This is a genomic window from Thiopseudomonas sp. SA1F2-1K, assembly GCF_057443035.1.
Genome location: NZ_CM172014.1, coordinates 1800001 through 1812648, shown reverse-complemented (window position 1 = coordinate 1812648; position 12648 = coordinate 1800001). Strand labels below are relative to the sequence as shown.

The window sequence follows — 12648 nt, the reverse complement described above, 5'->3', positions numbered from 1 at the left end:
AAAATTCCTCATGGTAAAGAGACGGCTAGACTAGAGTAGCGGCGTATTTTTGTGGGTAGATAAAACCTTTAGTTCAAGGTAACCATCGGTCACTTGAGCCGTCAGTTGGCGGTGCTTTTGCACCTGCTCAATACTGCTCACCACTTGCTGTTGATCACGCAAAATACTGTAGCCACGTTTTAAGGTATTCAGGGGACTAATGGCATGCAAGGCCTGCATTTGATAGTTCAGTCGTTGCTGGCCTTGATTAAGTTGGCGTTGGATCACTGAGGTTAAACGCTGTTGTAAGGTATCTAGTTGCGTTTTTTGCTGAGTGATGAGGCGCTGCGGATGTTGCATATGTAAGCGCTGCTGCAGGCTACGCAGCTGTTGTTTATAGGCGCTTAAGTTTTGATTGAATGCTCGTTGTAAACGCCACTCTAACTCATCCATACGTTGCTGTTGTTGTTGGATACGTTCGCTGGGGTGGCGTAGACGGGCGCGCAGCAAGTTAAGTTGTAGTTGTTGACGTTGTAGATAGCTGTGAATTTGTTGGCTTAGACGTTGCTGTAATTGTTGCAAATGCTGCAACAAGTGCGAAGTATCGGGCGCCAATAATTCAGCTGCTGCCGAGGGAGTGGGAGCGCGCACATCAGCGACAAAGTCACTAATCGAAATATCTGTTTCGTGGCCAATGGCACTGACGATCGGCGTTTGGCAGGCGGCGATCGCTAAGGCGACCGCCTCTTCGTTAAAGCACCATAAATCTTCTAGGGAACCACCACCACGAGCTAAAATAATGGCATCGAACTGCTGCTGATCGGCTAAGGCTAAGGCTGTAACTATTTGCTGGGTGGCCTCTTTACCTTGTACGGCAGTGGGCACCAGCACTAGCTCAACTTGGGGTGCGCGGCGCTTAAACACACTGATGATGTCACGGATGACAGCCCCTGTAGGCGAAGTGACAATGCCTATGCGTTTGGCGTGGCGCGGCAAGGCTTGTTTATTTTCGTTGGCAAACAAGCCTTGTTCAAATAGCCGTTTTTTTAACGCTTCAAACGCTAGTTGTAATGCACCTTCGCCAGCAGGTTCAAGGGTCGACACAATTAGTTGGTAATCGCCACGGCCTTCGTAAATAGAGACCTTAGCCATCACACGCACTGCAGCACCTTCTTTCAGCAGGTGGCGAACGGGCAATGCCTGTTGTTTAAAAAAAGCGCAGCGAATTTGCGCCTTAGAATCTTTTAAGGTGAAGTACACATGCCCAGAAGCAGGCATGGCAAGATTGGAGATTTCACCGCTGACCCAGACAGCATTAAACACATCTTCAAGTAAGTGGCGGGCGCGCTGATTGAGTTGCGATACACTTAAAATATCGCGCTCTAAACCAAGGCGTTGAAAGGGGTTGCTATACATAAACGCACGTCAATTCGGTTGAGTGGTAAGATGCTGCTTACCATAGCAGAAACTCTGATTCAGCGTTATTGCATGTTCGCCGATCATATATTTTGGTTTACAGAGGAAGCCCCATGCTACAGATTGTTGCCGATGAAAATATTCCCGGACTTGATGAGTTATTTGCTGCCCATGGGCGTATTACAAAAGTGCCTGGGCGGGGAATGCAGGCCGCTCTGGTGCAAAACGCCGATGCCTTGATTGTGCGTTCGGTTACTCAGGTTTCAGCAGAGTTACTTGCAGGCAGTGCCGTGAGCTTTGTGGGCACCTGCACCATTGGTACTGACCATTTAGATACAGCTTATTTACAGCAGCAAGGCATTCGGTGGACGTCTGCACCTGGTTGTAATGCACGAGGTGTAGTGGATTATGTATTAAGTGCCTTGCTGAGTTTAAGTGAGCGTAGCGGACGCTCGTTATTAGAGTTGTCAGTGGCGGTGATTGGCGTGGGGCAGGTAGGGCAACGTTTAGTTAATCTCCTGCAAGGATTAGGCATTAACGTGCGGTTGTGTGATCCGCCACGGGCAGCGTTAGAGAAAGGCTTTCAGTCAGAACCATTGACTAAGTTATTGGCCGAATGCGATGTCATTACCTTGCATACACCGCTTACTGAGCAGGGCGATTTCTCTACTCAGTATTTGTTAAATCAAGATAACTTACCCTTATTAAAACCAGGCGCTTGGTTAATTAATGCTAGCCGAGGCGGGGTTGTGGATAACCAAGCATTAGCGAAGTTTTTATTACAAAGACCGGATGTACTAACAGCTTTTGATGTATGGGAACATGAGCCGGCGGTAAATGCCGAGCTGGTTCAGTTATGTAATTTAGCCACCCCGCATATTGCTGGCTACAGTTTGGATGGTAAGTTACGTGGCACTGAAATGGTATATCAAGCGTTTTGCCAGCATTTTAAGATTTTGCAGCCGCAACAGTTAACTTATCCGCCGCAACCGATTGCGGGGCTTAATTTGGGCGTTGTGGATAATCCGTGGCAGATGTTTAAACAGGTTTGTCGTGTGGTATATGACATTCGGAATGATGATGCAGCTTTCCGTTTATCATTGCAGGCTGCGCAACCCGAGCTGGCGTTTGATCAGCTGCGTAAGCACTATGCCGAGCGTCGAGAGCTGACAGGATTGCAGGTAATCAATTCACACAAAACGAAAGAGTTGGCTGCTTATTTAGCCGCCGCTGGTGTACAAGTTTAAGAAGCTCCATAGAGACGATTAATCTCTATGGAGCGTTCCTTAGATTAATGGGCCGTGTTGGCGCTGGCACCTACTCCGGTTTGGGCGCGTACATACTGATCAGCAAATGCTGCACGCTCGCGTTGTGCAGCGCTACTGTGATCGGTGATCGATACCAGGTACGCCATGGCAAAAGCTATCGGCATTGAGAACAGTGCCGGTTGGGTGTAAGGGAAAACGGCTTCAGCAAAGCCAAACACATCGACCCACACCGATTTAGATAGCACGACGAAAATCACCGAGCTAAATAAGCCGCTATAACCACCGGCCATGGCGCCGCGGGTGGTTAAGTTGTTCCAATACATAGATAAAATTAATACCGGAAAGTTAGCCGAAGCAGCGACGCCAAAAGCTAGGGCAGCCATAAAGGCCACGTTCATATTTTCAAAGGCGATGCCAAGAATAATGGCGACCACTCCTAGGCTAATGGTAGCTAAGCGGGTCATTTTTAATTCTTGTTGTTCGCTGACTTGGCCCTTTTTCAGCACTTGGGCATAAAGGTCGTGGGCAATCGCTGAGGCGCCGGCTAAGGCTAAGCCTGCCACTACAGCCAAAATAGTGGCAAAAGCGACCGCAGATAAAAAGCCGAGTAGCATATTGCCACCAACGGCTTGGGCTAGGTGCATGGCCACCATGTTACCACCGCCGATAATTTTGCCAGCAATGTCGCCGCCTTCAAAGAAGTCAGGGTTTTGACCGACAATCACAATGGCAGCAACGCCCATCAGCGCAATCACGTTAAAAAAGTAAGCGACACAAGCTGATGCCCAAAGAACCGACTTACGTGCTTCTTTTGCATTACCTACGGTGAAAAAGCGCATTAAAATGTGTGGTAAGCCTGCGGTACCAAACATAAGACCTAAACCAAGTGAGATGGCGGTCACTGGATCAGCCAGTAAACTGCCAGGATAGACCAACCGCTCTTTTAAGCTGTGTAGGCTGATGGCTTCATCCATCACACGTTCAAAGCTAAAGTCAAAGTAAGCCATGGATAGCACCATGACTAAGGTGCCGCCAGCCAATAGCATGCAGGCCTTAATAATCTGTACCCAGGTGGTGGCAGTCATACCGCCAAAGGTAACGTAGACCATCATTAAAATACCGACAATAAACAGGGCGATATTGTAATCAAGACCAAACAGTAACTTAATCAACTGCCCCGCACCGACCATTTGTGCTACTAAATAAAAGCACACCACAATTAACGAGCTGACTGCGGCCATGGTTCTGATTTTGCTTTGATTTAAGCGGTAAGAGGTAATGTCTACAAAGGTAAAGCGCCCTAGATTACGTAAGCGTTCGGCCATTAAAAATAAAATAATTGGCCAACCAACAAAGAATGCAATCATATAAATATAGGCGTCGACTCCTGAGGTGTAGAGCATAGCCGTGAGTCCCAGTAAGGTGGCTGCTGACATATAGTCTCCGGCAATGGCTAAGCCATTTTGCCAGCCGGTAATACCGCCACCCGCAGTATAGAAATCCGAGGTGGACTGGGTGCGCTTAGCGGCCCAGTAAGTGATACCTAAGGTCATCACAACAAAGGCAAAAAACATACTAATAGCAGGTATATTCATTGAGTTATCGGCGGCTAAGGCCAGTGGGGCACTTAGGGTCAATCCTGCGATTAGTAGGCCTTGGGTTAAACGCTGCACGAGTTGTGAATTGAGTTTCATTGGCCGCACTCCTGCTCAGCTTCGGTAATAATTTGCTCATTTAAACGATCAAACTCGCCATTGGCGCGGCGGACGTACCACCAGATTAGTAGCCAAAAAAAGCTAAACTGAAATAATCCAGCGGCAATGCCTAACGTGAGATGGCCGCGGCCTAAGGGCAAACCAATGACTTCGGGTTTAAAAGCAACCAGTAGAATAAAACCGTAGAAAATCGCCCAAACAATTAGGCTTAAGCTGAGAGCGAAGCGAGTTCTGGTTTTGACCAGCTGCTGAAACTTGGGGTTGTTACGAATATGCGCATATAAGGGATTAGACATAGCACTTCCTTTGTCGTGTTTAACACGTTTTTGTTGTTGTCGTCAGTCGTGGCTAATGTGTAACGCGGGGAAAACTCCTATTAATGGCTTGTGGGGTAGGGGAATTTTGAGTATAGGTATGCAGACTTACCAAAAGAACAGATAAAAAAGCAGGATGGATATGCAAAAAAATACTAAAAGTCTGTCAGAGCTGAACTGGAATGATGTTAAATTTTTCTTAGAGGTGTCGCGAGTGCGTAAGGCCACCTTAGCGGCTAAACGCTTAGGCGTAGACTACACCACGGTTTCAAGGCGAGTGCAGGCACTTGAGCGTAGCTTAAATACCTTACTGTTTGAAAAATCTAAGCATGCGGGATTTGTCTTAACCGAAGAGGGGCAAACCTTGCTGAGTCACGCCGAAGCTATCGAAAGTATGATGCTCAGCGCGCAGGAGCAAGTCAGTGGTGGGACCACTGAGCTATCGGGACGAATTCGAATTGGTTGTACTGAAGGCTTTGGTAACTTCTTTCTAGCTCCAAAACTTAGCGAGTTTCAGACCCGCTATCCGATGATTGGGATTGATGTCTTAGCGGTACCGCACTTTGTCAGTTTATCCAAGCGTGAAGCTGATCTTGCTATTACTCTTGAGCGTCCAACCAGCGGCCCTTATGTGAGTAGTCGTCTGTGTGATTACCGCTTAAAGCTATATGCCACGCAAGATTATTTAAATGCGCATGGGCCGATTCGCTGTGTAAATGACTTACACCAGCATGCATTTATTACCTATGTTGAAGATCTAGTATTTAGCGATCAGCTGCATTACTTGCAGCATTATTTATCTAGCCCGAGCAGCCCTTTATGTTTTACCGGTGTACTGGGTCAGTATTATTCGGCACTGGCAGGCCATCATTTAGCCATTTTGCCCTGTTTTATTGCAGCTAAGGATGCACGCCTGATTGAGGTGTTGCCCCAAGAGGTGGTTGTGACCAATAGTTTTTGGATTTCTTGCCGCCAAGAGTTGCGGCAGTTAAAGCGGATTCGGGTACTGTGGGACTATTTGCGCGAGTTAACTGAACAGCAACAAGCGCTGTTAATGGGGCGGGCTTAGTTAGAGCGTGGCAAATAGTAAAACGCCCAGGATTAATCCTGGGCGTTTTCGATTGAGCCAGTGATTACTGGTCTTGCTCGCTAGGTGCATCAAAGTCATGGATGCTTTCTAGCCAGATCGCATTAATGATCGCGATACTGCAGGCCAGTAATACACCTAGAATCCACGTGAAATACCACATATCTCTCTCCTTTACACCGCTCAGTGCAAAGCACTAGGCAATGAGTCGCTGGGTTTAGTACAGGCTATGTTGATTTTCTTCAATATGTTCTGGTGTAACCTTGCCCCACATCTTGTAGTAGCTCCAGAGGGTATAGAGCAAGATCAGCGGCACAAAGATACCCGCTGCAATCATCATAATACCTAAGGTTTTATGGCTAGAGACCGCATCCCACATCAGCAAGCTTGAGCTAAAGTCAGTGCTTGAAGGCATTAGGAAGGGGAACATAGCAAAACCTGCGGTACATAGCGTACCGGTAATTGCTAAGCTAGAACCCAGGAAGGCCAAGCCACCTTTGCGGCCACTGACTAACGCCAGTAAGCCACCGGCAATGGCGATAACCGGTGCGGCAATGGTGATCGGGTACAGGCTGTAGTTTGCTAACCAACCGGCATTGGTGCGCTCAACCGTTTTGCTCAGCGGATCAATAGCACCATTAAAGTTGATCTCGGAGGTAACGGTATAGCCTTTAATGCCTAACCAGAGGTAAACACCCGCACCAATAAAGGTGACTAAGTAAGCAAGCGCTGTGTAACGAGCCGCTTTAACTGAGCGATCCTGCATTGCGCCACTGGTACGCATGGTTAGCCAGGTAGCACCATGCATCACCAGCATGCTTAAACTCACGATCCCAGCCAGTAACCCTAGAGGATTAAGTAGGCCCCAGAAACTACCGGTGTAGAAGATTCGCATGCTGTCATCCATGTGGAAAGGCAAGCCTTGCAGCAAGTTACCAAAGGCCACACCAAAAATAACTGATGGAATAATTCCGCCAATGCATAGTCCCCAGTCCCAGCTACTACGCCAGCGTTGGTTTTCCACTTTACTACGGTAATCAAACCCGACAGGGCGGACAAATAGCGAGAACAGCACCAGCAGCATCGCCCAGTAAAAGCCCGAGAACGACGCGGCATACACCACCGGCCATGCTGCAAATAGCGCACCAGCTGCGGTAATTAACCAAACTTGGTTACCGTCCCAGTGCGGGGCAATGGTATTAATCACTGCGCGGCGCTCATTATCTGTTTTACCAACCACAGGAATGAGAATGGCAGTGCCTAAGTCAAAACCATCGGTTAAAGCAAAACCAATTAAGAGGACACCGACGAGCACCCACCAAATCAGTTTGAGTGTTTCATAATCAAACATTGTGATACTCCTTAAGCGTTCTTTTGATTGTCAGCTTGCTCGAAATGGTAGCGCCCAGTATGCAGGCTGCTTGGACCTAAGCGAGCAAAGCGGATCATCAGGTACATTTCGATAATAATCAGCACACTGTAGATCGCAACCAAAGTGAGGAAGGATCCCATCACACTGGCATTGGAGATACTTGATACTGAGAAATGCGTCGGTAGTACTTCACCGATTGACCAAGGTTGACGTCCCACTTCGGCAACATACCAGCCTGTTTGTGCAGCAATCCATGGCAGTGGCAGTGAGAAGAAGGCCATGCGCAATAACCAAGGCTTACTTTCTTGGTTGCGACGGGTAGAGGCCCAGAACGCTAGACCAAACACCAGCAACATAAAGAAGCCTGCTGCCACCATGATTCGGAAAGCCCAGAACAAGCTTGGAACATGGGGAATGGTATCGAGTGCCGCTAGTTTAATTTGCGACTCCGTTGCCTCTGCTGGGTTATCCACATATTTCTTCAGCAGCAAGCCATAACCAAGGTCGGCTTTAACTTCTTCAAATGCGGCGACATTTTCTGCACTGCGATCACCTTGACGCAATACTTGTAAGCGCTCATAGGCTACTGCACCGTTACGAATACGCTCTTCGTGCTCAACAATTAAGTCTTTAATGCCTTTGACTTCAGTGTCTAGCGAGCGAGTAGCGATAATCCCCATGGCATACGGGATTTTTACCGCGTAATCAGTTTCATGGGTTTCCATATTAGGTAAACCAAATAGGGTAAAGGCAGCAGGCGCTGGTTCTGTTTCCCATTCCGCTTCAATCGCCGCGAGTTTAACTTTTTGCACATCGCCTACTTCATAGCCTGACTCATCACCTAATACGATGACTGATAGGATCGCAGCTAAACCAAAAGCTGAGGCAATGGCGAATGAGCGACGGGCAAAACCCATGTCGCGTTTTTTCAAGAGGTACCAGCTAGAAATAGCCAGAACGAACATTGCGCCAGTGACATAACCTGCAGCAACGGTATGTACAAACTTCACCTGCGCGACTGGGTTCAACAGCAGGGCTGCAAAGTCGGTGACTTCCATGCGCATGGTTTCATAGTTGAACTCTGCGCCTACTGGGTTTTGCATCCAGCCGTTGGCAATCAGAATCCACAGTGCGGATAAGTTAGAGCCCAGTGCTACCAGCCAAGTGACCGCTAAGTGCTGGCGCTTACTTAAACGATCCCAGCCAAAGAAGAATAAACCAATAAAGGTGGATTCTAAGAAGAATGCCATCAGGCCTTCAATGGCCAGTGGTGCACCAAAAATATCACCTACATAGTGGCTGTAGTAGGCCCAGTTAGTACCAAACTGGAACTCCATGGTGAGCCCTGTGGCTACCCCTAGAGCAAAGTTAATACCAAACAGCTTACCCCAGAACTTAACCATGTCTTTGTAGACTTCTTTGCCGGTCATAACATAGACCGACTCCATAATGGCAAGTAAAAAGGCAAGACCTAACGTAAGTGGAACGAATATAAAGTGATACATAGCCGTCATTGCAAATTGCAGACGGGACAGATCAACTAATTCTTCCGAGATCATTTAATGCTCTCCTCGGCTAGTGGATAAAGGCAGCAAGCTGTTGAAGTCTTATCAATACCAGATAAAGCCCCAGATGTTTACTAAATATTTCATGGCAAGATGAAATATTCATGAAGCACTCGACAGCTGCTTATTTTAATCAAACAGAAAATAATGACAGATCAAGTAAAATCCGTCTTTTTTGAGCTGTTTTGCTGCGCTTTCCTAGAGAATCTCCCTAAGTAAAGTAAGCGTATTATGGCACTTTAGTCGAGTCAAAGCTTGATCTCGCTCAGTGACTTGTTGTCGCAGCAATACGTCTGGCCGCCAGCTGATGGGCGTAGGTGCTTAAGCCACTACAGATAAGAAGCAACTGACTTAAAGTTGTCATGTCAAAAAGGTGTAATCAAGCTGAACTGTTCTTGGCTGCACTAGGAATGTCTTATGATTAAGAAAACCATGGCTTCAGGCCTAAAACTGTATGTACTGGACACCAATGTGCTCATTCATGATCCCACAGCGCTGCTGAACTTTCAGGAGCATCATGTGGTAATCCCCATGACTGTGTTGGAGGAGCTAGATCATTTAAAGTCAGGCAAGCCTGCGGTGGCTGTAGAGTGTCGGCAAGCGATTCGCTTAATTGATCAGTTGCTGGGGGCGGCCACTACCGAGCAAGTTGAGCAGGGGGTGCCGATTATGCGAGTAGATGGCGTGGCCAAAGGTTACTTGTCGATTGCTATGCGCTTTATTGAGGATTCCAGCACCCATCTGCCAGAAAGTATCAATGATAATCGTATTATTAACCTATTAGATGTACTGCAGACTGAGCATCCTGAGTTATCTGTGGTGTTAGTTAGTAAAGACATCAATATGCGCTTGAAGGCGCGAGCGTGCGGCATTGCGGCTGAAGACTACGAAAGTGGCAAGGTGATCGATGATATTGGTTTGTTGCCGCAGGGCTTTATCGAGATAGAGCAGTCATTTTGGGGTAATGTGACTAAGGTCGAAACCACGCAGCAGCTAGGCTCAACTTGGCATGAAGTGGTTTTGCCGACAGAGTTTCCTGCTTTGCACCTCAATCAGTTTATTTTGGATCAGCAAGGGTTTGTTGGTTGGGTGAAAGAGATTATTGGTACTAACACCGTGCGCTTATTAGATTTGCCGCGCCAAGCATTGATGGAGCAGCAAGCTTGGGGGTTAAAACCGCGAGATATTTATCAGGCCTTAGCCTTGTTTGCCTTATTAGAGCCTGATATTGATTTGGTTAATTTAACTGGAGCGGCGGGATCGGGTAAGACCATCTTGGCGTTAGCGGCAGCGATTGAGCAAACGATGGCCGAAAAGCGTTATCGGCGAATTATCGCTACGCGCAGTGTGCAGGGTTTAGATGAAGATATAGGTTTTTTGCCTGGTACCGAAACAGAGAAAATGGAGCCTTGGCTCGGCGCGATCACCGATAACCTAGAAGCTTTGCATATGGATGATGAAAGTCCTAAGGGTAGTGTGGAATATATTCTGGAGCGGATTCCACTGCATTTTAAATCGTTAAACTATATTCGTGGGCGTAGTTTTCAACAGGCATTTTTGCTAATCGATGAGTGCCAAAATTTAACACCGCATCAAGTTAAAACCATCATTACTCGTGCTGGCAAAGGTACTAAGGTGGTGTGTTTGGGTAACTTGGCGCAGATAGATACGCCTTACTTGTCGGCGACTAGTTCAGGGCTAACTTATTTAACGGAGCGGTTAAAAAACTACATGGGCAATGTGCATATTACCTTGCAAGGGGTGCCGCGCTCGGATTTAGCGGAATACGCAGAAGCTCACTTATAATAGTACAAACTGGCTAAGCAGGCTGTTTTGTGTTGGCCTGCTTGGCTATTGAATGAAGAGGTAGAGGTTAGAGACCTTTAACTGCAATCACGATGGTTTTAACGAGAAAACCTAGCACGCCTAGCCCTAAAGCAAAAAATAAAATACCAGTGCCGTATTTTCCTGCTTTAGACTTTTTCGCTAGATCCCAAACAATAAAGCCCATGAATAAAATTAGTCCACCCACAAGTAGGGTCATCATGAGTTCTTCGAAAATTTCTGGATCCATAGTGCCCTCGTTGATTGTTTAGCGTTGTGAGTGATAAAGCTGGTTACTCTATCTGGCATTAAAACTTACGTAAATGATCTAAAGGTAAGCTTGTACTGAGTGAGACATGATTAAGCACAAAGCTAGAGCGCACACTGGTAACGCCTTCAATGCGTGTTAGCTTATTGAGTAAAAATAACTGGTAGTGTTCCATGTCAGGCACTACCACTTTTAATTGATAGTCTGCATCCATACCGGTAATTAAGCTGCATTCTTGGACTTCTGACCACTGCAAAATATTATTTTGAAAGTTTTCAAAGCGCTCTGGGGTATGACGATCCATCCCAATTAAGATGTAAGCGGTTAGTGTAAGACCTAAGCGCTTACGATCGAGTAAAGCGACCTGCTTAGTAATGTAGCCTTCATCTTCTAGTTGTTTGACCCGGCGTGAGCAAGGGGAAGGCGATAAGCCAATGCGCTCAGCGAGTTCCTGGTTGGAGATGCGCGAGTCTTTTTGCAGTTCGGCAAGAATGCGCAAGTCAAAGCGATCAAGATTTTCCATATTGAGGATAGCCTAAGCAAATAAATTGCGTTAAGAGTGTAAAAGTAGAAATATTTTGCGTAAATATGTCCTTTTTTATCGCTTTTTGCAAGTATTCTTGCGTGATCTGTTCGTCGCTGCGCGAATTTTGACGCGGCTTAATTAATCCAAGCAAGAAAAAAGGAGCACCGGGTGCTCCTTGGGATTGGCTCAAAGTATTCATTAAGCTTGCGGGCTTACCTTAAGCAGAGCCAGCATTTCGGGCGATCCTTGTTGTTGAATTAGGTTCGGGTGATTAAAGGGAATGCTGTGGCCTGTGCGAGCGTGGATGATCTGCTCCAGTGTGACTGTATCAATTTCACCATTAGCCTTAATTGCAGGTTTAAGCTCCTCAGGTGCAATGGCATATTTGCCGGAGGGAAGATAGATCGTGCCATTGGCAAAATCGATGGCGTAGGCCACCAAGCCAGGGATTACCCAAAACAGCAAACCGATGCCATCTAAGATCGCAACCGCTGGATCAATTCGACCGCCTGACTTACCTTTGCGCTCAGGGTAGAGCAAGGTGCCACAGCCGGCCAGTTGGAATAATAAAGCGCCAGTGAGTCCAGCTGCGATCAGTCGAGTAATGGGCTGCCGGGTAAAGCGAGGGTGGGCTGTCTTTGGATATAAAGGGGCATTGGGCATCTGATGTCTCCTTCTACTTATAAAAAAGCTTTACTCATTGCAAAGCATTATTGATAAGGCTAATTTTACTTTTAATAGTTCCGCTGCAGTTTGGCTAGAGTAAAGCGGACAAACGAGCAATAAGCTCATCCTTAGGAATGAAAACTGGAGCAAGCGCTATGGAGCTGACTTTATACGGTGCGATTATTTCGCCCTTTGTGCGTAAAGTGCGGTTGTTTATGTTGGAAAAAGGTTTTGAGTATCAGTTTGAGCAGGTATTGCCTCGTCAAGTGCCCGAGTGGTATTGGAAGATTAGTCCTTTAGGTCGTATTCCTGGCCTAAAAGACGGCGAGCAGAGCTTTGCTGACTCATCAGTAATTTGTCATTACCTAGAGGATAAATACCCCTCTAAAAGTAATCTCTGTGGTGAAACGCCTTTGGAACGAGCGCGTATTAGTTGGTTTGAAAAGTATGCCGATTATGAAATAGCGCCGTTAGCAACTTTTACGGTGTTCTTTAATCGAGTCTTAGCTAAGCCGATGGGACTAGAGGTTAATCAAGCCGCGATTGATTCCGCTCTAAATAAGCTGCCCAAACATTGGGACTACTTGGAGCAGCAGTTAACTGGTAAGCAATACTTAGTTGCTAACCGATTAACTTTGGCGGATTTAG

Annotated in this window: 13 protein-coding genes (1 of these 13 only partly in view); 4 read left to right on the top strand and 9 right to left on the bottom strand. The window is 46.8% G+C overall.

Features of this window, described 5'->3' with window-relative positions; all coding sequences use genetic code 11:
• Window positions 1-30: 30 nt before the first annotated feature.
• On the bottom strand, window positions 31-1395 hold the full coding sequence (gene xseA, locus AC2T15_RS08785) for an exodeoxyribonuclease VII large subunit (protein ID WP_286639775.1): 1365 nt from the start codon (window positions 1393-1395) through the stop codon (window positions 31-33).
• A 113-nt stretch (window positions 1396-1508) separates the two neighbouring features.
• Here xseA and pdxB point away from each other — a divergent pair, with 113 nt between their 5' ends.
• Window positions 1509-2642, top strand: coding sequence for a 4-phosphoerythronate dehydrogenase PdxB (pdxB, locus tag AC2T15_RS08780; RefSeq protein ID WP_486778077.1), 1134 nt, complete (start codon window positions 1509-1511; stop codon window positions 2640-2642).
• 44 nt (window positions 2643-2686) lie between these two features.
• Here the strand turns inward: pdxB and AC2T15_RS08775 are convergent, their stop codons facing one another.
• Both AC2T15_RS08775 and AC2T15_RS08770 read right to left on the bottom strand, forming a co-directional pair.
• A complete protein-coding gene (locus AC2T15_RS08775; RefSeq protein ID WP_486778076.1) occupies window positions 2687-4357 on the bottom strand; it encodes a cation acetate symporter in 1671 nt (556 codons plus the stop codon).
• Window positions 4354-4674: a DUF485 domain-containing protein gene (locus tag AC2T15_RS08770; protein ID WP_053100101.1), complete on the bottom strand. Its 321-nt coding sequence runs from the start codon at window positions 4672-4674 to the stop codon at window positions 4354-4356. Before AC2T15_RS08770 ends, AC2T15_RS08775 begins: the two co-directional genes overlap by 4 nt.
• A 160-nt stretch (window positions 4675-4834) precedes the next feature.
• Between AC2T15_RS08770 and AC2T15_RS08765 the strand changes: the two genes are divergently transcribed.
• Window positions 4835-5761, top strand: coding sequence for a LysR family transcriptional regulator (locus AC2T15_RS08765; RefSeq protein WP_486778075.1), 927 nt, complete (start codon window positions 4835-4837; stop codon window positions 5759-5761).
• A 64-nt stretch (window positions 5762-5825) separates the two neighbouring features.
• On the opposite strand, the gene cydX is transcribed toward AC2T15_RS08765, so the two are convergent.
• The 3 genes from cydX to AC2T15_RS08750 are packed head-to-tail and all read right to left on the bottom strand — an operon-like array spanning window position 5826 to window position 8710.
• Window positions 5826-5942, bottom strand: a complete 117-nt coding sequence (cydX, locus tag AC2T15_RS08760) for a cytochrome bd-I oxidase subunit CydX (protein ID WP_064496086.1) — start codon at window positions 5940-5942, stop codon at window positions 5826-5828.
• Between the two features lie 54 nt (window positions 5943-5996).
• Window positions 5997-7130, bottom strand: coding sequence for a cytochrome d ubiquinol oxidase subunit II (gene cydB, locus AC2T15_RS08755; protein WP_486778074.1), 1134 nt, complete (start codon window positions 7128-7130; stop codon window positions 5997-5999).
• Window positions 7131-7141: 11 nt separating this feature from the next.
• Window positions 7142-8710, bottom strand: a complete 1569-nt coding sequence (locus tag AC2T15_RS08750) for a cytochrome ubiquinol oxidase subunit I (protein ID WP_486778073.1) — start codon at window positions 8708-8710, stop codon at window positions 7142-7144.
• 423 nt (window positions 8711-9133) lie between these two features.
• Here AC2T15_RS08750 and AC2T15_RS08745 point away from each other — a divergent pair, with 423 nt between their 5' ends.
• The gene (locus AC2T15_RS08745) at window positions 9134-10522 is read left to right on the top strand and encodes a PhoH family protein (protein WP_486778072.1); all 1389 of its coding nucleotides are present in this window, start codon (window positions 9134-9136) and stop codon (window positions 10520-10522) included.
• Window positions 10523-10589: 67 nt separating this feature from the next.
• On the opposite strand, the gene AC2T15_RS08740 is transcribed toward AC2T15_RS08745, so the two are convergent.
• The 3 genes from AC2T15_RS08740 to AC2T15_RS08730 all read right to left on the bottom strand — a co-directional run bounded on the left by AC2T15_RS08740 (window position 10590) and on the right by AC2T15_RS08730 (window position 11997).
• Entirely contained in the window at window positions 10590-10790 is a 201-nt protein-coding gene (locus AC2T15_RS08740; RefSeq protein ID WP_053100095.1) for a DUF2788 domain-containing protein, read from the bottom strand.
• A gap of 58 nt (window positions 10791-10848) precedes the next feature.
• Window positions 10849-11331, bottom strand: coding sequence for an Lrp/AsnC family transcriptional regulator (locus AC2T15_RS08735; protein WP_053100094.1), 483 nt, complete (start codon window positions 11329-11331; stop codon window positions 10849-10851).
• 201 nt (window positions 11332-11532) lie between these two features.
• A complete protein-coding gene (locus AC2T15_RS08730) occupies window positions 11533-11997 on the bottom strand; it encodes a polyribonucleotide nucleotidyltransferase (protein WP_486778071.1) in 465 nt (154 codons plus the stop codon).
• Between the two features lie 158 nt (window positions 11998-12155).
• Between AC2T15_RS08730 and AC2T15_RS08725 the strand changes: the two genes are divergently transcribed.
• A protein-coding gene (locus AC2T15_RS08725; protein WP_486778070.1) for a glutathione S-transferase family protein crosses the window boundary here: on the top strand, window positions 12156-12648 show its 5' portion. 167 nt of this gene lie beyond the right edge of the window; the window shows 493 of its 660 coding nt (coding positions 1-493); its start codon is at window positions 12156-12158; its stop codon lies beyond the right edge, outside the window.